The sequence below is a fragment of the Pseudomonas granadensis genome (genome assembly GCF_900105485.1).
Classification (GTDB): domain Bacteria; phylum Pseudomonadota; class Gammaproteobacteria; order Pseudomonadales; family Pseudomonadaceae; genus Aquipseudomonas; species Aquipseudomonas granadensis.
In genome coordinates this window covers 3,947,905-3,968,600 of record NZ_LT629778.1, presented here as the reverse complement: position 1 = coordinate 3,968,600, position 20,696 = coordinate 3,947,905, and the positions used below count along the sequence as shown (strand labels likewise).

Annotated in this window: 17 protein-coding genes and 1 pseudogene; 14 read left to right on the top strand and 4 right to left on the bottom strand. The window is 61.4% G+C overall.

What is annotated here, in order from left to right:
* Position 1 precedes the first annotated feature (1 nt).
* Positions 2-2,125: a TonB-dependent receptor plug domain-containing protein gene (locus BLU52_RS17550; RefSeq protein ID WP_090285292.1), complete on the bottom strand. Its 2,124-nt coding sequence runs from the start codon at positions 2,123-2,125 to the stop codon at positions 2-4.
* Positions 2,126-2,321: 196 nt separating this feature from the next.
* On the opposite strand from BLU52_RS17550, the gene BLU52_RS17545 reads away from it, so the two are divergent.
* From BLU52_RS17545 to BLU52_RS17505, 9 genes are all read left to right on the top strand, one after another.
* A complete protein-coding gene (locus tag BLU52_RS17545) occupies positions 2,322-3,347 on the top strand; it encodes an NAD(P)H-dependent glycerol-3-phosphate dehydrogenase (RefSeq protein ID WP_090285290.1) in 1,026 nt (341 codons plus the stop codon).
* A gap of 30 nt (positions 3,348-3,377) precedes the next feature.
* Positions 3,378-3,725, top strand: a complete 348-nt coding sequence (locus BLU52_RS17540) for a DUF4389 domain-containing protein (protein ID WP_090285288.1) — start codon at positions 3,378-3,380, stop codon at positions 3,723-3,725.
* Positions 3,722-4,174, top strand: coding sequence for a phosphohistidine phosphatase SixA (gene sixA, locus BLU52_RS17535; protein WP_090285286.1), 453 nt, complete (start codon positions 3,722-3,724; stop codon positions 4,172-4,174). The genes BLU52_RS17540 and sixA overlap by 4 nt, the downstream gene beginning before the upstream one ends.
* Before the next feature lie 209 nt (positions 4,175-4,383).
* Positions 4,384-6,039 carry an AMP-binding protein gene (locus tag BLU52_RS17530; RefSeq protein WP_090285285.1) on the top strand — a complete coding sequence of 552 codons (1,656 nt, stop codon included), beginning with the start codon at positions 4,384-4,386 and terminating at the stop codon, positions 6,037-6,039.
* 32 nt (positions 6,040-6,071) lie between these two features.
* Positions 6,072-6,515, top strand: a complete 444-nt coding sequence (locus BLU52_RS17525; RefSeq protein ID WP_090285283.1) for a hotdog fold thioesterase — start codon at positions 6,072-6,074, stop codon at positions 6,513-6,515.
* 312 nt (positions 6,516-6,827) lie between these two features.
* Positions 6,828-7,634 (top strand): alpha/beta fold hydrolase, encoded by an 807-nt coding sequence (locus BLU52_RS17520; RefSeq protein WP_090285281.1) that lies wholly within the window; start codon positions 6,828-6,830, stop codon positions 7,632-7,634.
* Complete coding sequence (locus BLU52_RS17515) at positions 7,631-8,485, top strand: alpha/beta hydrolase (RefSeq protein WP_090285279.1); 855 nt, start codon at positions 7,631-7,633, stop codon at positions 8,483-8,485. Before BLU52_RS17520 ends, BLU52_RS17515 begins: the two co-directional genes overlap by 4 nt.
* A gap of 115 nt (positions 8,486-8,600) precedes the next feature.
* On the top strand, positions 8,601-9,407 hold the full coding sequence (locus BLU52_RS17510) for a DUF4892 domain-containing protein (protein WP_090285277.1): 807 nt from the start codon (positions 8,601-8,603) through the stop codon (positions 9,405-9,407).
* 67 nt (positions 9,408-9,474) lie between these two features.
* Positions 9,475-10,527, top strand: a complete 1,053-nt coding sequence (locus tag BLU52_RS17505) for an AI-2E family transporter (protein WP_090285274.1) — start codon at positions 9,475-9,477, stop codon at positions 10,525-10,527.
* Positions 10,528-11,173: 646 nt separating this feature from the next.
* On the opposite strand, the gene BLU52_RS17500 is transcribed toward BLU52_RS17505, so the two are convergent.
* Both BLU52_RS17500 and BLU52_RS17495 read right to left on the bottom strand, forming a co-directional pair.
* Positions 11,174-12,223, bottom strand: coding sequence for a sensor histidine kinase (locus BLU52_RS17500; RefSeq protein WP_090285271.1), 1,050 nt, complete (start codon positions 12,221-12,223; stop codon positions 11,174-11,176).
* Positions 12,223-12,972 (bottom strand): response regulator, encoded by a 750-nt coding sequence (locus BLU52_RS17495; protein ID WP_090285269.1) that lies wholly within the window; start codon positions 12,970-12,972, stop codon positions 12,223-12,225. Before BLU52_RS17495 ends, BLU52_RS17500 begins: the two co-directional genes overlap by 1 nt.
* A 296-nt stretch (positions 12,973-13,268) precedes the next feature.
* Between BLU52_RS17495 and pyrF the strand changes: the two genes are divergently transcribed.
* Complete coding sequence (pyrF, locus tag BLU52_RS17490) at positions 13,269-13,967, top strand: orotidine-5'-phosphate decarboxylase (protein ID WP_167359905.1); 699 nt, start codon at positions 13,269-13,271, stop codon at positions 13,965-13,967.
* Positions 13,968-14,089: 122 nt separating this feature from the next.
* Here pyrF and BLU52_RS17485 read toward each other — a convergent pair whose 3' ends face one another.
* Entirely contained in the window at positions 14,090-15,094 is a 1,005-nt protein-coding gene (locus tag BLU52_RS17485) for an NADP-dependent oxidoreductase (RefSeq protein ID WP_090285265.1), read from the bottom strand.
* Positions 15,095-15,340: 246 nt separating this feature from the next.
* On the opposite strand from BLU52_RS17485, the gene BLU52_RS17480 reads away from it, so the two are divergent.
* The 4 genes and pseudogenes from BLU52_RS17480 (at position 15,341) to BLU52_RS27310 (ending at position 20,278) form a co-directional block, all read left to right on the top strand.
* The gene (locus BLU52_RS17480; protein ID WP_090285263.1) at positions 15,341-16,102 is read left to right on the top strand and encodes an SDR family oxidoreductase; all 762 of its coding nucleotides are present in this window, start codon (positions 15,341-15,343) and stop codon (positions 16,100-16,102) included.
* A 699-nt stretch (positions 16,103-16,801) separates the two neighbouring features.
* A complete protein-coding gene (locus BLU52_RS17475) occupies positions 16,802-18,202 on the top strand; it encodes an aminotransferase-like domain-containing protein (protein ID WP_090285261.1) in 1,401 nt (466 codons plus the stop codon).
* A gap of 108 nt (positions 18,203-18,310) precedes the next feature.
* Positions 18,311-19,369, top strand: a pseudogene (locus BLU52_RS27315) (HAMP domain-containing protein); the annotation flags it as partial.
* Positions 19,370-19,396: 27 nt separating this feature from the next.
* On the top strand, positions 19,397-20,278 hold the full coding sequence (locus BLU52_RS27310) for a methyl-accepting chemotaxis protein (RefSeq protein ID WP_408003568.1): 882 nt from the start codon (positions 19,397-19,399) through the stop codon (positions 20,276-20,278).
* Positions 20,279-20,696: the final 418 nt, after the last annotated feature.

Below are 20,696 nucleotides of genomic sequence, written 5' to 3'. Positions count from 1 at the left end.
CCTAGAACTCCAGCTCGGCGCTGAAATACATGACCCGGCGCTCGTCGTAGTTATTGTCGACGAAGGTGTTCGGTTCATGGTCCAGGCGCTGCTGCAACACGCCGGCCACTTGCAGTTGCGCCTTGCCCAGTGGGATGCGTTTGGCGATACGCGTGTCGACCCGCTCGAAGCGGTAGCCATTGAGCGCGTTGTCGCCGTAATAGAAGAGGGCGCTGTTCCAGCCGTGGCCCCACTCGCGCAGCCAGCCGGCCGAGCCGCTGTTGCGCGAGGTGAATTGCTGATCCAGCGGATTGCTCGCCTCGGCATCGACAAAGGCGTAGGTGAAGCGCAAACGGTCGGCGCGGCTCAGGCGCCAGTCGAGCTGGGTCTCGGTGCCGCGAAACCGTGAATTATTGGCATTGCTGGCGATGTATTGGTTGTTGCGCAGCGGCTCGCTGATCATTCCGGTGATCTCGTCGTAGAACAGCTTTACGTCGAGCGCCAGACCGATTTCGGCGAAATAACCGTTATAGCCCAGCTCTCGCGAGCGCATGTGCTCCTGATCCAGATCACCCGGGCCACGGGTTTTGACAAAGTAGCGTGCCGAGGATTGGCCATAGGCCGAGGGCCGCAGGTTGCTGACCTGATAGCTCCAGTTGACATTGTTCTCGAACATGTCCGGCGAGCGGATCGCCTCCGAGTACACCGCGCGCAGACTGTGGCGCGGGTTGATCAGGTAATTAACGGCGAAGCGCGGGGTCAGCGAATTGCCGACCAGACGGGTGTCTTCGAACATCGCACCGCCCTGCAACAGCCAGTGTTCGGTCGCGCGCCATTCCAGTTGGCCGAACGCGCGCCAGGTGGTGTCGTCGAGCGTGCCGTTGAAATAGGTTTCGGAGTCGGCGCGGTCGTAACGGTAGTTCAGGCCGCTGACCAGGCGCAGGCTTTCGGACAGGCTGAGGGTGTCTTGCAGTTCGAGGTCATAGCGCGATTCACGTGCGCTCTGGTCGATGTCACCGCACAGGGTTCGGCTCGCGCCGTTGCGCCATTGGTCGAGCACATGATTGGCCAGGGCCATTTCCTGTGGTGTGCCGGGTGCCGCGCCGGGGCCGGTGAAACGGGTGATGTTGCGCGCCAGCCGCTCGGTGTAATTGGGGTTGAGTTGCCACAATTGCGTCAGCTCGGGGCTGAACGATACCTCGGCATCGCAGGCGCGCCAGGTTTGCTGACGGTCCCAGTGTTGCACCGAGCCTTGAACATACAGGCTGTGCTGCGGGTTGATGTCGAGGTTCCAGCGCACCGAGCCGGCGTAATCCTTGGCCACTACGTCCGAATTGTTCCCGGCGGCCGTAATCCCAGAGAACACCGGTTGGTAGGTATATGGCCTTTGGTTGGTGCCGTCCTTGGCGTTGATCTGCCAATCGAGGCTCTGATCATCGCTGAGGGTGTGACTGACGGCGAGGCTCAGGCGATTCAGGCGGCGGCTGTCGCGGTAATCCGCGCCGGAGCGATCGCTGTCGAAGCCATCATCTTCCTGACCGGACAACGACAGGCGCATGTCGCCGCCATTCCAGCTGCTGCCCTGGCTGGCATAAAAGTCATTGATGCCGCGCTGACCGCGGGTGTACTTCAGCCGGGTGCCGTGGCTGTCTGCCGGGTGGCGGGTAATGATGTTGACCACCGCCATCAGCGCATTGGCGCCATAGCTGACGGTATTCGGGCCGCGAAAGACTTCGACGCGCTCGATGTCTTCGATGGCCACCGGAATGTCGCTCCAGTCCACCGTCGCCAGCCCGGCGCGATACACCGAACGACCGTCGATCAGCACCTGCATGCGCCGTGCTTCGCTGGCGTTGGTCCCGTGATAGTTGACCGCGGCCTGATTGCCGCTGATGTTGCCGACCATCATGCCCGGCACAAGGCGCAGCAGTTCGCTGATGTCGCGGGCGCCGCTGGCGTTGATCAATTCGTTGTCGAGTACGGTCATGCTGCCGGGCACTTCTGCGGGCGTTTGCTTCAGGCGCGTGGCCGTCAGCACTTGCGGCAGTGCTTCGCTGTCGACGAACAGGTCATCCGCCTGCGCGGCCGGGCAGACCAGCAGCGCCAGCAACAGGGATGAACGCGAAGGAAGAGAACCGGCGGACACGACACAGCCTTGAAAGCAAAGAATTGGCGCGCATGTTAACCGAGGGCAGCGACTTTTCCAGTTACGTTGCAGGCATTTTCCTAGGTTTTATTGGTCTTCTTCCTACAAGTGTCGGTAATTGTTGCTGGGGCTGGCCGCGACCGGGTCGCCCCGTATAATGCCGCCATCGCCACTGGTATGGATTAACGGATTGCATATGACTGAACAGCGCCCGATTGCGGTCCTGGGAGGCGGAAGTTTTGGTACCGCCGTGGCCAATCTGCTGGCCGAAAACGGCCATCAAGTCCGGCAGTGGATGCGTGACCCCGAGCAGGCCGAAGCCATCCGGGTCAATCGCGAAAACCCGCGCTACCTCAAAGGCATCAAGATTCTCCCGGGAGTGACCGCGGTCACCGACCTGCAGGAAACCCTCGACGCCTGTGATTTGTGCTTCGTCGCGCTGCCCTCCAGTGCGTTGCGCACGGTGCTTGCCGCCCACGCCGAGCGGTTGAGCGGCAAGATGCTGGTCAGCCTGACCAAAGGCATCGAAGCGCAGACCTTCAAGCTGATGAGCCAGATTCTCGAAGAAATCGCGCCGCAAGCGCGCATCGGCGTGTTGTCCGGGCCGAACCTGGCACGGGAAATCGCCGAACATGCGCTGACCGCCACAGTGGTCGCCAGCGAAGATGAAGAACTGTGCAAAGCGGTGCAGGCCGCGCTGCACGGCCGGACTTTTCGGGTGTACGCCAGCGCCGACCGTTTTGGTGTCGAACTGGGCGGGGCGTTGAAAAACGTTTACGCGATCATTGCCGGCATGGCGGTGGCGCTGGAAATGGGCGAAAACACCAAGAGCATGCTGATCACCCGCGCGCTGGCGGAAATGACCCGCTTTGCGGTGAATCAGGGCGCCAACCCGATGACGTTCCTCGGGCTTGCCGGCGTCGGTGATCTGATCGTCACCTGTTCATCACCGAAGAGTCGCAACTATCAGGTCGGTTTCGCTCTCGGTCAGGGCTTGAGCCTCGATGAAGCGGTGTCGCGTCTGGGTGAAGTCGCCGAAGGGGTCAATACCCTGAAAGTGCTCAAGGCCAAGTCGCAGGAAGTCGGCGTCTATATGCCGCTGGTCGCCGGGCTCCATGCAATTCTGTTCGAAGGCCGCACGCTGGAGCAGGTGATCGGTCTACTGATGCGCGCCGAGCCGAAAACCGACGTCGACTTTATCTCCACCAGCGGGTTCAACTGACTCAGCTGTTACACGGACAGGAAGCAAGCCATGCAAGATCCGAAAACCGAAGCCCAGTACGAATCCATCCTTCTGCGGGTGTTGTGGATGATCGTTTACCTGCTGGTCTGGCAAGTGGCGCAGTTCATCCTCGGCGCCGTGGTCCTGGTGCAACTGATCTACCGTTTGATCTACGGCGCGCCGAGCGCGAGCCTGATGAATTTCGGTGACAGCCTGAGCCAGTTTCTCGCGCAGATCGGCCGCTTCGGCACGTTCCACAGTGACCAGAAGCCTTGGCCGTTCGCCGACTGGCCGGCGCCGCGCACCCCGGAAGGCGAAGCGCCGCATGCCGTGGCGCCGGCCGCGCACCCGGTTCGAGATGAGGAACCCAAGCTATGAAACTCTGGGTATTGCGTCACGGTGAGGCGGTGCCTCATGGCTCGAAAATCGACTCCGAGCGCGAACTGACCGAACACGGTCGCAAGGAAGTCTTGAATAGCGCCGCGCATTTGATCGGCCAGCCGCTGACGGCGATTTACGCCAGCCCCTATCTGCGTGCGCAGCAAACCGCGCAGATCGTGCGCGAGGCGTTGGGATTCGAGCCGGAAATTCGCACGGTCGAGTGGCTGACGCCGGAGTCCGATCCGGACAAGGTCGCCGAGCAACTGGTGTCGGTGAGCAATGTCTTGCTGGTCAGCCACAACCCGTTGGTGGGCAATTTGCTCAGCTATCTGCGGCATGGCGCAGGACATCCGCCGGAGCGGGTCAGCACCGCTGGCCTGGCCGAGCTGGAAAGCCCGGAGCTGCTGATCGGCTCAATGACCCTCAACAGCCTGAAACACCCCTGAAAGCACGCACATCCCCTGTGGGAGCCAGCCTGCTGGCGATAGCTTTCTTTCAGTCACCCAGGATGTCGACTGCAAGATCGCGATCGCCAGCAGGCTGGCTCCCACAGTGATTTCTGCGTGTTCATGAAATTATTTGTTTGAAAAATCCAACCAAGCACTTGCTTGGTTGACTACGCTTGCTCCAGACCAAAAAAACAGGAGCGAGTCGCATGTCTGCCGCCTTCCGTTTGCCGCTGGACGTGTTCTACGAACGGGAAGCCCGGCACCCGCGCCAGCGCTTTCTGGTGCAGCCGATCGGCGGCGGGCAGGTCGAGACCTTGACGTGGGCCGATGTCGGCCATCATGCCCGCTGCGCCGCGCACTGGCTGCGTGCGCGTGAATTGCCGCCCGGCAGCCACATCGCCCTGATCTCGAAAAACTGCGCGCACTGGATCATCGCCGATCTGGCCATCTGGATGGCCGGGCACGTCTCGGTGCCGCTGTATCCCAATCTCACTGCCGATTCCGTGGCGCAGGTGCTGACGCACTCCGAAAGCGTGCTGGCGTTTATCGGCAAGCTTGATGACTGGCCGGGCATGTCGAAGGGCATCCCGGCCGGTCTGCCGACGATCAGCCTGCCGCTGCATCCGCCCGGCGAATTTGATTTCAGTTGGGCTGATCTGCTGAAAAGTTCGCCGATCCAGGACGACCCGCGCCCGCCCGCCGAGCAACTGGCGACGATCATCTACACCTCCGGCACCACGGGTCTGCCGAAAGGCGTGATGCACAGTTTCGCCAATCTCGGGTTCGCCACGACGCATGGCACGCAATTGTTCGGGCTCAACGAGAACGACCGGCTGCTGTCTTACCTGCCGCTGTGCCACGTCGCCGAGCGGATGTTCGTCGAGCTGGCGTCGATCTATACCGGGCAGACGGTGTTCTTTGCCGAAAGCCTCGACACCTTCATTACTGATCTGAAGCGCGCGCGGCCGACCGCGATGTTCGGTGTGCCGCGGATCTGGACCAAATTCCAGATGGGCGTGTACAGCAAGATGCCGGCAAAACGTCTGGATTTTCTTCTTGGTCTGCCGTTTATCGGCAAGCGCGTCGGCCACAAAGTCCTTGCCGGGCTCGGTCTGGATGCCCTGCGCGTGGCGTTGTCGGGCGCCGCGCCAGTGCCGCAGACCTTGCTCGCCTGGTACCAGAAACTTGGCCTCGACGTGCTGGAGGTGTACGGCATGACCGAGGGCTGCGGCTATTCGCACATCTGCCTGCCGGGGCAATACCGGCAGGGCTGGATCGGCAAGCCGTGCCCGCAGGTCGAGGTGCGCATCGATGAGTCGGGCGAAGTGCAGGTGCGCAGTCAGGCGACAATGCTCGGCTATTTCAAGGAGCCGCAGAAAACCGCCGAAACCATCACCCAGGACGGGTTCCTGCGCACCGGTGACAAGGGTGAACAGGACGGCGAAGGGCGCCTGCGCCTGACCGGGCGACTGAAGGAAATCTTCAAGACCAGCAAGGGCAAATACGTCGCCCCGGCGCCGATCGAGAACCGTTTGGCGGTGCATTCGCGCATCGAGCAGGTCTGTGTCGTCGGTGACGGATTGAGCGCCCCGTTGGGTTTGTGCGTGTTGTCGACCGTCAATCAGGAAGAGGGGCGGGCGAGTTTGCATTCGAGTCTGGAAAAGCTGCTGGAAGAGGTCAACGCCGCCCTCGACAAGCATGAACGCCTGCGCCGGCTGGTGGTGGTCAAAGACAGTTGGGCGGTGGAAAACGGCTTCCTCACGCCGACCCTGAAGATCAAGCGCAATGTCATCGAAGACACCTATGGCAGCCGCTTCGAAGAATGGAGTGAGCGCAACGAGGCGGTGCTGTGGCAGGATTGAACGACGACCAGAACAACAAAAGGAAGTCTGCGATGAGCGTGTGGCGTACCACTCCGAATATCGAGCAGTTGAACGCGATTCAGAAAAACACCATCGGCGAACTGCTCGACATTCGTTTCGAGGCGTTCGATGACGACTCGCTGACGGCGAGCATGGTCATCGACCATCGCACCCATCAGCCCTACGGCTTGCTGCACGGCGGCGCCTCGGTCGTATTGGCGGAAACGGTCGGTTCGATGGCCAGTTATCTGTGCATCGATGCGAGCAAATTTAATTGCGTGGGGCTTGAGATCAACGCCAACCACTTGCGCGGCTTGCGCAGTGGCCGGGTGACGGCAGTGGCCAGGCCGATCCATATTGGCCGCACCACGCATGTCTGGGACATCCGCCTGACCAGCGATGAGGGCAAGGCCAGTTGTGTGTCGCGTCTGACCATGGCGGTGGTGCCGTTGGGCGAGCAGCCGCCGCTGCGTTGACATTTATCGGGTTCCGTCAGGGCGAGCCCTCACCCCAGCCCTCTCCCAGAGGGAGAGGGGGCCTACCGTGTGGTTTTCGCAATCCTCGTCGACCTGATAAATCGAGTCGAGCTCAGGTCCCGGATACTCCCCCGATCGGCTCCCTTTCCCCTCGCCCCCTCGGGGGAGAGGGCTGGGGTGAGGGGGGACGATCCAACTGACACCCATCACCCTGACCAGACTGTCATCATTCCTGGCACTTACAGTCATTGCTGTGAGCGCCGCTCTTACGGACAATCAACGCCACGTTTTCCATCCATGGATTTGCCCAGCATGTCGCAACCGATCTTCTTCGCCCACGCCAACGGCTTCCCTTCGGGCACCTATGGCAAGTTGTTCGCGGCGCTGGCGCCGGAATATCGGGTAGCGCATCTGGAACAGCATGCCCACGACCCGCGTTTTCCCGCAGACGACAACTGGTACAACCTCGTCGACGAACTCATCCATCACTTGCAGCAACAGGATCAGCCAGTGTGGGGCGTCGGCCATTCGTTTGGCGGTGTGCTGCACCTGCACGCGGCGCTGCGTTGCCCCGAGTTGTATCGCGGTGTGGTGATGCTCGATTCGCCGGTGCTGACCCGCACCGATCAATGGGTCATCCGTGCGGCCAAGCGCTTTGGTTTTATCGACCGCTTGACGCCCGCCGGACGCACATTGGGCCGGCGCGAAGAGTTCGCCGACCTCGACAGCGCGCGCAGTTATTTTGCCGGCAAGACACTGTTTCGCGGTTTTGACCCGGAATGCTTCGACGCCTACCTGCACCACGGTTTGCACAAGGTCGGCGACAAATTGCGCCTGCGTTTCGATCCGGCCACCGAAATCAGCATCTATCGCGGCGTGCCGCACACCAGTCCCGCTCATACCCGGCAATTGCAGGTGCCGCTGGCGGTGGTGCGCGGGCACAAGAGCCGCGTGGTGATGCGTCATCACACCCGTTTCGTTTCGCGCCTGGCCCAGGGCGAGGCGTTGAGCATGCCCGGCGGGCACATGTTCCCGCTCGAACGCCCGCAGGATACGGCACGCTTGTTGAAGACCCTGTTCAGCCGCTGGCAAACCCGTCAGGACAAGGACTGCGCATGAGCCCGATCTTCGAAGAAGTGCGCCTGAGCCTGCCGCATATCGAGCTGGCCGCGCATTTGTTCGGTCCTGAGGACGGCTTGCCGGTCATTGCCCTGCATGGCTGGCTCGACAACGCCAACAGCTTTGCGCGTCTGGCACCCAGGCTCAAGGGATTGCGCATCATCGCGCTGGACATGGCCGGGCACGGTCACTCCGGGCACCGGCCGAACGGTGCCGGATATGCGCTGTGGGATTACGCCCACGATGTGCTGCAGGTCGCTGAGCAATTGGGCTGGAAGCGTTTCGGCCTGCTCGGGCATTCCATGGGCGCAATCGTCTCGCTGGTGTTGGCTGGCTCATTACCGGAGCGCATCAGCCATCTGGCGCTGATCGACGGTGTGATTCCGCCTACAGACAAAGGCGAAAATGCTGCCGAACGCATGGGCATGGCCCTGCAAGCGCAGCTGGATCTGCGTGACAAGCGCAAACCGGTCTATCCGACCCTCGACCGCGCCATCGAAGCGCGCATGAAAGGGCTGGTAGCCGTGAGTCGGGAGGCGGCCGAGCTGCTGGCCCAGCGCGGCCTGATGCCGGTGCCCGGCGGTTACACGTGGCGCACCGACAATCGCCTGACTTTGCCCTCGCCATTACGCCTGACCCAGGAACAGGCGCTGGCTTTTGTCGCGCGCATCGCTTGTCCGGCGCAGTTGGTCGTGGCGGCCGAGGGGATGCTGGCCAAACATCCTGAGCTGTTGGAGCGTCTGCCCTTTAGCCGGGAACAGTTGGCGGGCGGGCATCATTTGCACCTCAACGATGAGGCCGGCGCGGATCTTGTCGCAGACTGTTTCAATCGCTTCTTCGCCATTCCTTGACTTGCAGCGGGCAACTGTCGAGGCTGGTCGGGTTGAAATGGGAGACGACAACAATGGATTTCTACACCGCTGCGACCCCGAATCACCCAGTCATGCCGATCCGATGAGCCTGACGATGCGCTTAATCAGTCTGTGGGCACTGTGTTGTTTCAGCACCGTTTCGTTCGCCGCCGACGTGCCGGGCAGTCAGGATTTGCCGATCGTGCCGCGTCTGGCCGACGCGCAGATCGTCGACTATCGCCCGCCAGTCGAGCTTGAGCGGATCTACCCGCTGGGTTCGATCCGCAAGATCAGCGGCCAGTTGCGCTTCGACGGCCAGATCACGGCACGCGGCCAGACCACGGCGGTCACCTACGAGTTGCCGCCCGAACATTCCGCCACCGAAGCCTTCACCGAGGCGCGCAAGGCCCTGCAAAAACAGGACGCCGAGTTGCTGTTCTGGTGTCAGGCGCGTGATTGCGGTGAAAGCAGCCTGTGGGCCAACGAGGTATTCGGCAACGCCAAACTGTATGGCGCCGACGAGCAACAGGCGTATCTGCTGTTGCGCCTGGCCGCACCGCGGGACAACACACTGGTGGCGCTGTACAGCATCACTCGCGGCAACCGCAAAGCCTATCTGCATGTCGAGCAGTTCGAGGCGCAGGCGCCACTGGGCGAATTGCTGCCGACCTCGGCAACCCTGCTGCGCCAACTCAAAAGCACCGGCGAGCTGGATTTCCCGGACCGCGTCGATGCCCCGGATGATACCTGGCTAAGGCTGATCTCCCGTGGCCTCAACCTCGATACCACGTTGCGCGTGACGCTGTCCGGGCCCAAGGCCGAAGCGTGGCGTCAGGCGCTGATCAGTCAGGGAGTGCGAGCGGCGCGCATGGAAACCGGCACTGTCGAAGGCAAAGGTCTGCGCATCGACCTGTTGCGATAAGCTACCGGGCGAACATGCACGGCGTGTTCGCCTACTCTTTGCCTGACTGATTTTTCCGAGATCTCACATGCTCAATAACGATCGCCTGCTGGTGCAAATCCTCCTGCTGGTGCTGTTCGGGGCCAGCCTGTGGGTAATGGCGCCGTTCTGGTCGGCGCTGTTCTGGGGCGCGGTGCTGGCGTTCGCCAGTTGGCCGCTGATGCGCCTGTTGACGCGCTGGCTCAATGGCCGTGAGTCGCTGGCCGCGGCCATTCTGACCCTGGGCTGGATGCTGCTGGTAGCCGCGCCGCTGGTCTGGCTGGGCTTCAATCTTGCCGATCATGTGCGCGATGCCACCGCATTCATCAAGGATGTGCAGGTCGACGGGCTGCTGGAGGCGCCGGACTGGCTCGGGGCTTTGCCGTTTGTGGGGGAACGGCTGGTGGGGTTGTGGAACAGCATCGATCAGCAGGGCGCGGCGCTGATGGTGTCGATAAAGCCTTATCTGGGGCAGGTCGGTAACTGGCTGCTGGCGCGCAGTGCGCAGATCGGCGGCGGTATTCTCGAGCTGACGTTGAGTATTGTCTTCGTGTTCTTTTTCTACCGTGACGGGCCACGGCTGGCGGCGTTCGTGCACAGTCTGCTGGAACGCTTGATCGGCGAGCGTGCCGGCTATTACATCGAACTGGTGGCGGGTACGGTGCAGCGGGTGGTCAACGGGGTGATCGGTACAGCGGCGGCGCAGGCGGTTCTGGCGTTGATCGGATTTCTGATTGCCGGGGTACCGGGCGCGCTGGTGCTGGGGATCGTGACCTTTCTGCTCAGTCTGATTCCGATGGGGCCACCGCTGGTGTGGGTGCCGGCCACGGCCTGGCTGGCCTGGAAGGGCGAGTACGGGATGGCGGTGTTTCTGGGAATCTGGGGCACGTTCATCATCAGTGGTGTGGACAACGTGCTCAAGCCGTATCTGATCAGTCGCGGGGGGAACCTGCCGCTGGTGATTGTGTTGCTTGGGGTATTTGGCGGGTTGATTGCGTTTGGGTTTATCGGGTTGTTTATCGGGCCGACGTTGTTGGCGGTGGCTTATAGTTTGTTGACGGACTGGAGCAAGAGTCAGGGGCGGGTCGAGGAGCGGCGGTAGGTCGTTTTTTTCTTGGCCTTGGCGGCCTCTGGGCCGACCAGGCTCTTGGTGTTTTGGGTGAATATCCGTTGCTGCGGGTGTTGCGGCTGGCGGTTTCGCCCTTACGGCGAGTCCCTTTTTCAGACGCCAAAAAGGAACCAAAAGGCTTTGCTCCTGCGTTCGGCCCTCGCAGGCTCGGGTCCCTTCGCTGCGGGATCGATCCGGGCGCAGCGGCTACGGTTTGCTTCGCTGCACCTCCTTCCGCTGTGTCTGGCTGCGCCAGACGGTCGCTGCGCTCCCACGCCCGGATCAATCCCTCCGCTCAGCCTTCCGATGTCGCTGGTTAGGCAAGATCAAGGGCACTCGAGCTGGCGCTCATTGTAATGAGTGGTTAGAAGCGGGTGGTTGGCTTTGGATTGTTGGTGTGGCTGCCCCTCACCCCAGCCCTCTCCCCCTGGAGAGGGAGCCGATCTGCGTTGGCTTTGGAAATTGAGTACGACTCGGTATTTCGGGTCGGCATAACTCTCCCAATCACCCCGGTCAGTTCCCTCTCCCTTTGGGAGAGGGCTAGGGTGAGGGGGCTTTTCATTGGCTGACCGCAACAGCCGGCTCAACTCAAGCCGCCATATCCAGATACTTCTACGTTCTACCGGGGAGCATTGTGTTTTCAGGTCCGCGGCAGGCGAATCACCGCAGTCAGGCCGCCCCCCGGGGTTTCTTCCAGATTCAACTGCCCACCCAAACGCTGTGCAGCTTCGCGAGCAATGGTCATGCCCAGGCCGACGCCGCCGGAGTTGCGGTTGCGTGAGCCTTCCAGTCGGTAAAAGGGCTCGAACACGGCTTCACGCTGGTTTTCGGCAATCCCCGGGCCATGGTCGATTACGTGGATCTGCACTTGTTCGTGGTGATCGTGCAGTTCGATGCGCGCCTGGCCGGCGTATCGCAGGGCGTTGTCGAGCAGGTTGTTGAGGCACGAACGCAGTGCCATCGGCTGTACCGGCAACGGGGCGCAATGACCACTGACTTGCACGTCGGCACCCTGGTCCTGGGCGTTTTCGCACAGCGACTCGACCAGCGCCTGCACGTCCATCAGTTGCACGGCTTCGCTGATGCGCTGTTCGTGGAGGTAGGTGAGGGTGGCGTCGAGCATGCTGATCATGTCGTCCAGATCCTGACGCATCTGGCCCTGAAGCTTTTCGTCGCTGATGTTTTCCAGACGCAGTTTCAGTCGTGACAGCGGCGTGCGCAGGTCGTGGGAGACGGCGCCGAGCATGCGGGCGCGTTGCTGGACTTGTTCGCGAATACGCCGTTGCATCAGGTTGAAGGTGGAGGCCGCTTGTCGCGCTTCGCGTGGGCCGGACTCGTCGAGTGGCGGGCTGTCGAGATCCTCGCTGAGGCGTTCGGCGGCATCGCTCAGACGCTGAATCGGGCGGCTGAGCAGTTTGGCGCCGTACCACGCCGCGATCATCAAGGTAATGAACTGAAACGTCAGCGGCACCACCGGGCCACCGAACCATGGGCGCGGCGGGCGGTGCGGGTAACGCGCGTCGGGCGGCGACTGTTGCCCCTCCGCACCTTGGGAAAACTCCGGCGGTGGTGGAGGCGGGGGCGGGCCGTACAGGCGGAACCAGGTGAACGCCAGCAGGTGCGCGAGGACGATCGCCACGAATAGCACGCCGAACAGGCGCCCGAACAGTGTGTCGAAGCGCGCCCGCATCAGCCGATGTCCCGTGCGTCGAACAGATAACCCTCACCGCGCACGGTTTTGATCAGATGTGGCGCTTTCGGGTCATCGCCGAGTTTCTGCCGCAGGCGCGACACCAGCAAATCGATGCTGCGGTCGAATGCTTCGATCGAGCGGCCGCGGGCGGCGTCGAGCAATTGTTCGCGGCTGAGCACCCGGCGCGGACGTTCGATAAACACCCAGAGCAGGCGGAATTCAGCGTTGGACAGCGGCACCACCAGGCCATTGTCGGCAATCAACTGGCGCATGACGCTGTTCAGGCGCCAGTTATCGAAACGGATATTGGCTCGCTGTTCGCTGCGGTCGTCGCGCACGCGGCGCAGAATCGTCTGGATGCGCGCCACCAGTTCGCGCGGCTCGAACGGCTTGGCCATGTAGTCGTCGGCGCCGAGTTCGAGGCCGATGATGCGGTCGGTGGGTTCGCAGCGGGCAGTGAGCATCAGGATCGGAATATCCGATTCGGCGCGTAGCCAGCGGCACAGCGACAAACCGTCTTCGCCGGGCAGCATGAGATCCAGCACCACGACGTCGAAATGTTCGGCCTGCATCGCCTGGCGCATGGCTGCACCGTCGGTGACACCGCTGGCGTGGATATTGAAGCGGGCGAGGTAATCGATCATCAACTCGCGGATCGGCACGTCGTCGTCAACGATCAGGGCACGAATGCTCCAGCGTTTGTCGTCTTTGGGCTCATCCATCAGGGGCGTTTGGGTGGTGTGCATGAGGCTGTTCGTCTGCCAGTAGGCCGCCAACCACAAAGATGGGCTGCGAGGTGGTGGTTTTCAGCATAGGCGTCCGGCCGTGAGGCGGGAAGTGCTGTTGTAAGGACGTGTTGCGGCTGGCGAGACTAATGCGGGTGCATGTTGGCGGCGTGTCGGCTGTGTATCGAAGTCGACACAATAGCAGCGAGCGCTATGCTGATCAGCGTCGGCGCGACGATTTACCGATCATCGGGTGCCGCGCTGCCGCCGGTTCCGCTACAATGCGCGCCGATTTCGACCTGCCTGAGAGCCCATTCATGTCCGCCTGCCAGACTCCCATCATCGTCGCCCTGGATTTCCCCACCCGTGACGCCGCACTGAAGCTGGCCGACCAGTTGGACCCGAAGCTGTGCCGGGTCAAAGTGGGCAAGGAACTGTTTACCAGTTGCGCGGCGGAAATCGTCGGCACCCTGCGTGACAAGGGTTTCGAAGTGTTTCTCGATCTGAAATTCCATGACATTCCCAACACCACCGCGATGGCCGTGAAAGCCGCTGCGGAGATGGGCGTGTGGATGGTCAACGTGCATTGCTCCGGTGGCCTGCGCATGATGGCGGCCTGCCGTGAAGAGCTCGCCAAACGCAGCGGCCCGCAGCCATTGCTGATCGGCGTGACCGTGCTGACCAGCATGGAGCGCGAGGATCTGGCCGGCATCGGTCTGGACATCGAGCCGCAGGAACAGGTGCTGCGTCTGGCGGCACTGGCCGAGAAAGCCGGAATGGACGGTCTGGTCTGCTCGGCACTTGAAGCCACCGCGCTGAAAACCGCGCACCCGTCATTGCAACTGGTGACTCCGGGGATTCGTCCGGCCGGTAGCGCGCAGGACGACCAGCGCCGCATTCTGACCCCACGTCAGGCGCTGGATGCCGGTTCCGATTATCTGGTGATTGGCCGTCCGATCAGCCAGGCAGCCGATCCGGCCCAGGCGCTGGCTTCGGTTGTGGCCGAGATCGCCTGAGCAACACGTATCTGCGTGTAGGAGTGAGCCTGCTCGCGATAGCGGTCTGACAGTTACATACGTCGTGACTGACACACCGCTATCGCGAGCAGGCTCACTCCTACATTTGTTTTGCGGTGAATTTAGACCTTCAGTACCAACTTGCCGAAATTCCCGCCGTTGAACAATTTCATCAAGGTTTCCGGGAACGTCTCCAGGCCTTCGACGATATCTTCCTTGCTCTTCAGTTGCCCCTTGGCCATCCACCCGGCCATTTCCTGCGCGGCGCTGGCGTACTGTGCGGCGTAGTCCATCACCACGAAGCCTTCCATCCGCGCGCGATTGACCAGCAGCGACAGGTAATTGGCCGGGCCTTTGACCGCTTCTTTGTTGTTGTACTGGCTGATCGCGCCGCAGATCACCACGCGCGCCTTCATGTTCAAGCGGCTCAACACCGCGTCGAGAATGTCACCGCCGACGTTGTCGAAATACACGTCGACGCCCTTCGGGCATTCGCGTTTAAGCCCGGCAATAACGTCTTCGCTCTTGTAATCGATGGCACCGTCAAAGCCCAGTTCGTCGATGAGAAACTTGCACTTGTCGGCGCCACCGGCAATGCCGACCACCCGGCAACCCTTGAGCTTGGCGATCTGCCCGGCAACGCTGCCCACCGCGCCGGCCGCACCGGACAGCACCACGGTGTCGCCAGCCTTTGGCGCGCCGACATCAAGCAGGGCGAAGTAGGCGGTCATGCCGGTCATGCCCAGCGCGGACAGATACACCGGCAGCGGGGCCAGTTTCGGATCGACCTTGTAGAAACCTCTTGGCTCGCCGAGGAAATAATCCTGCACGCCGATGGCGCCGTTGACGTAGTCGCCGACAGCAAAGCCCGGATTGTTCGAAGCCATGACTTTTCCTACGCCCAGCGCACGCATGACTTCACCGATACCGACCGGCGGAATGTAGGACTTGCCCTCGTTCATCCAGCCGCGCATGGCCGGGTCCAGGGACAGGTATTCGTTCTTCACCAGAATCTGTCCTTCAGCCGGTTCGCCGACCGGCACTTCCTGATAGGTAAAGGTCTCGCGGCTGGCCGCACCCACCGGGCGTTTGGCGAGCAGGAACTGGCGATTGGTCTGGTTGGTCATGACAGGCACTCGAACGGAATGAAGCTTTGTTGATAGACCCTCGGCGGCGATGGTGCAAGGTTGGCTGACGCGGCGAATGCACGTCGATCCAGTGCGGTGATAGTTCAGGTTATGGGTTAATCACTGCGGTTCATGGGCGCATAACCGCTGTGTGGATAGTGCTGACGTGCGACCGAGCGCGATGGCTATGCTGCCACTCAGCACATTCCAGCCGTTTCGGCATATCCAGCGTTCGAGGACACCCGCATGAGCATGACGTTTTCCGGTCAAGTCGCTGTCGTTACCGGAGCGGCCAACGGCATCGGCCGCGCGACCGCTCAGGCGTTTGCTGCCGAGGGCCTGAAAGTAGTGGTCGCCGACTTCGATGCGGCAGGCGGCGAGGGCACGGTGGCGCTGATTCGTACTGCCGGTGGCGAAGCATCCTTCGTGCGTTGCGACGTGACCGTCGAGAGCGATGTTAAAAATCTGATGGACGAAGTCATCAATACCTACGGCCGTCTCGATTACGCCTTCAACAACGCCGGCATCGAGATCGAGAAGGGCAAACTGGCCGACGGTTCGATGGATGAGTTCGATGCGATCATGGGGGTCAACGTCAAAGGCGTCTGGCTGTGCATGAAGTATCAGTTGCCATTGCTGCTGGCGCAGGGCGGCGGGGCGATCGTCAATACGGCGTCGGTGGCGGGGTTGGGTGCGGCGCCGAAGATGAGTATTTATGCGGCGTCCAAGCATGCTGTGATCGGGCTGACCAAGTCGGCGGCGATCGAGTATGCAAAGAAGAAGATCCGCGTCAATGCGGTGTGTCCGGCGGTAATCGATACGGATATGTTCCGTCGTGCTTATGAGGCGGACCCGAAGAAGGGCGAATTTGCCAATGCCATGCATCCGGTGGGGCGCATTGGTACGGTCGGGGAGATTGCCAGCGCGGTGTTGTATTTGTGCAGTGATGGGGCGGCATTTACGACGGGGCATTCGTTGGCGGTGGATGGGGGGGTTACGGCGTTCTGAGTTTTGGGGGTTTTGGGTTTTGGGTGAATATCCGTTGCTTCGGGTGCTTCGGCTGGCGGTTTCGCCTGACGGCGACTTACTTTTTTACAAGCGCCAAAAAAAGTAAGCAAAAAACGCTTGCTCCTACGTACGGCCCTCGCAGGCTCGGGTCCCTTCGCTGCGGGATCGATCCGGGCGCAGCGGCTACGGTTTGCTTCGCTGCACCTACGTCCGCTGTGTCTGGCTGCGCCAGACGGTCGCTGCGCTCCCACGCCCGGATCGATCCCTCCACTCAGCCTTCCGATGTCGCTGGTTAGGCAAGATCAAGGTCAAGGGCACTCGAGCTAACGCTCATTGTTGAGTGGTTAGAAGCGGGTGGTTGGCTTGGGATTTATGGTGTTTTCACCCCTCACCCCAGCCCTCTCCCGAGGGAGAGGGACCGATTTGTGGGCCATTCAAAGCTTGCGTTCGACTCGGTATTGCAGGTTGGCGTTATCTCTCACATCCACCTCGGTCAGTCCCCTCTCCCTCCGGGAGAGGGCTAGGGTGAGGGCGCTTTTGATTTTGGCTTTTCGTTGATGCCGCTCAATTCCGTGTATCCCTTTAAACAATGTGTATCAAGCCGTTAGATCGGTCGCTTTTGGCGGCGTTGTCGCACAGGCTGTGCGGCGTGGCTGTGTTTTACTGCGGTCAGCAAAACGGACAGGAGTTTGCTTGCTCATGGAATTGAGAATTGATCGACAGGCAATGGTGCCGGTCGTGCAGCAGATTGTTGATGGGCTGACGGATTGGATTCTGCAAAGTGGTGTGCCACCCGCCACTCGTTTGCCTTCTGCCCGGCAGATTGCCCGGGGCAATCTGCTGAGTCATTCGTGTGTTGTCGAGGCCTGTGAGCGGTTGGTGTCGCAGGGGGTTCTGAGCTCATGCCAGGGGACCGGGTTTGTGGTTGCTGCTTCGCCGTCGATGGGTGGCGCCGATGTTGATCCTGAATTGTCTGGCGGGCGCTATGGCTGGTGCGATGCGGTTTGCGATGTCGGCGGTGGCTTGAAGTTGGGTTGCGGTGGTTTGCCGCAGAGCTGGCGTGAGCCGGACGATCTCAGTTATGCGTTGCGTGAGGTGGCACGTACGGACATGGCCAGTCTGTTCAATTACAGCACGCCGCTTGGGTTGCCAGCGTTGCGTGAGCAGATTATCAGGCGCTTGAAGCGGCTGGATATCGACGCTGGCAGTGCGCAGTTGTTGAGTACCGGCGGCGCCAGTCATGCGCTGGATCTGATCGTGCGCACGTTGTTCAAGGCCGGCGATTGTGTGGTGGTTGAGACGCCGGGGTATGCGCCGTTGTTCGATCTGCTGCGCCTGCATGGCGTGCGCATGCTGGAGGTGCGTCGTACGCAGAACGGGCCGGATGTCGAAGCGCTTGAAGCTTTGCTGCAGCAGTTCCGGCCGGCGGCGATGTTCATCAACAGTCATCACCACAATCCTACCGGCAGTTGCCTGTCGCCGGGCGTGGCGCAACGTATCCTGCAATTGAGCAGGCTTCATGACCTGCGCCTGATCGAGGATGATGTCTACGCCGACCTGCACACAGGTCACGGTACGCGTCTGGCTGCGCTGGACGATGATAGTCGAGTGATTTATGTGGGCAGTTTTTCCAAGACGCTGAGCAGTTCCTTGCGGGTCGGGTTTGTCCTCGCAGACAGTGAGCTGGTCAGGCGCCTGGCTCAGGTCAAAATGGTCAGTGGACTTGGGGTGTCGCGATTTTCCGAGGCGGTGCTGGCAACGCTGTTGGCCAGTGGTGCTTACCGTAAGCTGGTGCAGCGCCAGCGGCAGCGCTTGAATGCTGATCGCGCCGCGGCTTTGCAGGCGCTGGAAGACGCCGACTGGGAGGTGTTCGGCCGGCCGGCGGGTGGGTTGTTTATCTGGGCGCGCGCGCGGACGGCCGATCAGGGCCTGGTTCGCGGCCAGGCCCAGCGGTGTGGCGTGATGCTGGCGAACGTGAATGCGTTCAGTCCCAGCGGCGAATCGGGTGACTGGCATCGCATCAACGTGGCGTACGCCTGCGACCCACGGGCTCGGCAGTTTTTCCGCAACACCGGTTCGGATCGACCTCCAGTGTTCTGAAAACGACGCGGCTGTAGCTTTTTGCCATTATTGCGACGGCAGAGACTTGTGCTGGTTCCTGGCCGTTGCGACTCTTCGCTTTACTGACAATGGCAGAGGGCTCGCGCAATGATTTCGGCCATGCAAGGACGTTTCGCCAACCTCGGTATGGCGAAAAAACTGGGAATCGGGTTTGTGTTGGTCTTGCTCTTGACCGCTCTGGTGGCGGCGATTGGCGTCTGGTCCCTGCAGACCATCAGCCTGCGCTTCGACGGGCTGAAGCAGATGTCCTCGCTCAATAGCGGTCTGCTCAAGGTGCGCCTGCTCGAACAGGATTATGCCTTGCACGGCAACCCGAAGACGGCCGATGCCCTGCGGGAAGGCGTGGACGGTCTGGTGGCCCTGGCTAACGAGCTCAAGGCGCGCACGCCGGCCAATGTGTCGGTGATGAACGATGTCGAGCAGTCGCTGGGCGCCTATCGCAAGGCGTTCGATGAATTCGTATCGCTGAGCCAGGCCAAGGATCTTGCGCTGGAGATGGCCAGTTGGTCGGTATCCAGCGTGGCTAATAACCTGGACGTGCTGCAGGCCGGGCTGGCCGACGATGGCGCGTATACCCTGAAGGACACCGAGGGCAAGGATGGGGTGCAGTTCATTGAACAAGCCAGTCAGGTCAGCCAGGTATCGCGCCTGATGTTGCAGGCGATGAATGAGGCCCGGGTTCGTCTCGATCAAAGTCGCAAGGGCGACGCCGACAGCGCCGGCAAGGGCAACATCGAACAGGCGGCGCAAGCGCAGACGCAGGCCGAAGAGCTGAAAACCACGGTCAAGGACGAGGGCTATCTGACCGTGCTCAACGAAGTGTCCGGGCATATCGCCGGGTTCAACGACAAGCTTGCCGAATACACCGGTTTGCTGGATCAGGAAAAAACGGTCTATGAACAATTGCATCAGCGTGCTGAGCAGGTGGTCGAGCGGGTGAATCAGGCTTATGTCGCCGAGGACGCCGCGATGCAGGCAGAGCTGAAGAAGAATTCGCTGTTGATCATTGGCTCCTCGGCCCTGGCGTTGTTGGTCGGGGTACTTGCTGCATGGTTCATCACCCGGCTGATCGTCGCACCGTTGCGCAGCGTGATTCAGGTGGCGCAGCAGATCGCTGCCGGCGACTTGAGTGCCAGCGTGCAAGTGACCCGGCGCGACGAGATTGGCCAATTGATGCTGGCGATGCAGCAGATGGGCGCGGGGCTGAGCACCATCGTCAGCGGTTTGCAGGCGGGGATCGAACAACTGGCCAGTTCGGCGCAATCGTTGTCGGCGGTCACCGAGCAGACCAACCTTGAGGTGAGCAGCCAGAAGGAAGAGACCGAGCAGGTCGCCACCGCGATGAACCAGATGACCGCCACGGTGCACGACGTGGCACGCAATGCCGAGGAGGCGGCGTTGGCCGCGCAGACCGCGGATGACAAGGTCGAGAGTGGCCAGCAGGTGGTGCGACAGAGCATGGCGCGGATTGAGCAGTTGGCCGATTCCGCAACTTCCGCCAGTTCAAGCATCGAAAGTCTCAGTGCTGAAATTCAGAATATCGGCACGGTGCTGGAGGTGATCAAGAGCGTCGCCGAGCAGACCAATCTATTGGCATTGAATGCCGCGATCGAGGCGGCACGGGCCGGGGAGCAGGGTAGGGGCTTCGCGGTGGTGGCCGATGAAGTCCGTGCATTGGCGCGGCGTACGCAGCAATCGACTGAGGAGATTGAGCGGCTGGTCAGTGCGTTGCGCTCAGCGGCGCAGTCGTCGGTGCAGCAGATTCAGAGCAGCGGCGAACTGGTGAAGCTGGCGGTCAGTGATGCGTTGCAGACCGAGAGTGCGCTGGGGAGCATTGCGGTCGCGGTGTCGTTGATTCAGCAGATGAATCAGCAGATTGCGGCGGCGGCAGAGGAGCAGAGTTCGGTGGCGGAGGAGATCAATCGCAGTGTGACGAGTATTCGTGCGAGTGCCGATCAGTCGTCGATTGCGATGCGGGGGAATGCGGCTTCGAGTGTTGAGCTGGCGCAGTTGGGGGGGGAGTTGAGGTCCATGGTTGGGCATTTTCGGCTTTGATTGAGCCTTGGCGGCCTCTGGGCTGACCAGGCTTTGGGTGTTTTGGGTGAATATCCGTTTTTTTTGGTGTGGCGGCTGGCGGTTTCGCCCTTACGGCGAGTCACCTTTTTCAAACGCCAAAAAGGTAACCCAAAACGCTTGCTCCTGCGTTCGGCCCTCGCAGGCTCGGGTCCCTTCGCTCCGGGATCGATCCGGGCGCAGCGGCTACGGTTTGCTGCGCTGCACCTACGTCCGCTGTGTCTGGCTACGCCAGACGGTCGCTGCGCTCCCACCCCCGGATCGATCCCTCCGCTCAGCCTTCCGATGTCGCTGGTTAGGCAAGATCAAGATCAAGAGCACTCGAGCTAACGCTCATTGTTGAGTGGTTAGAAGCGGGTGGTTGGCTTTGGGTTTGTGGTGTGGCTGCCCCTCATCGGAA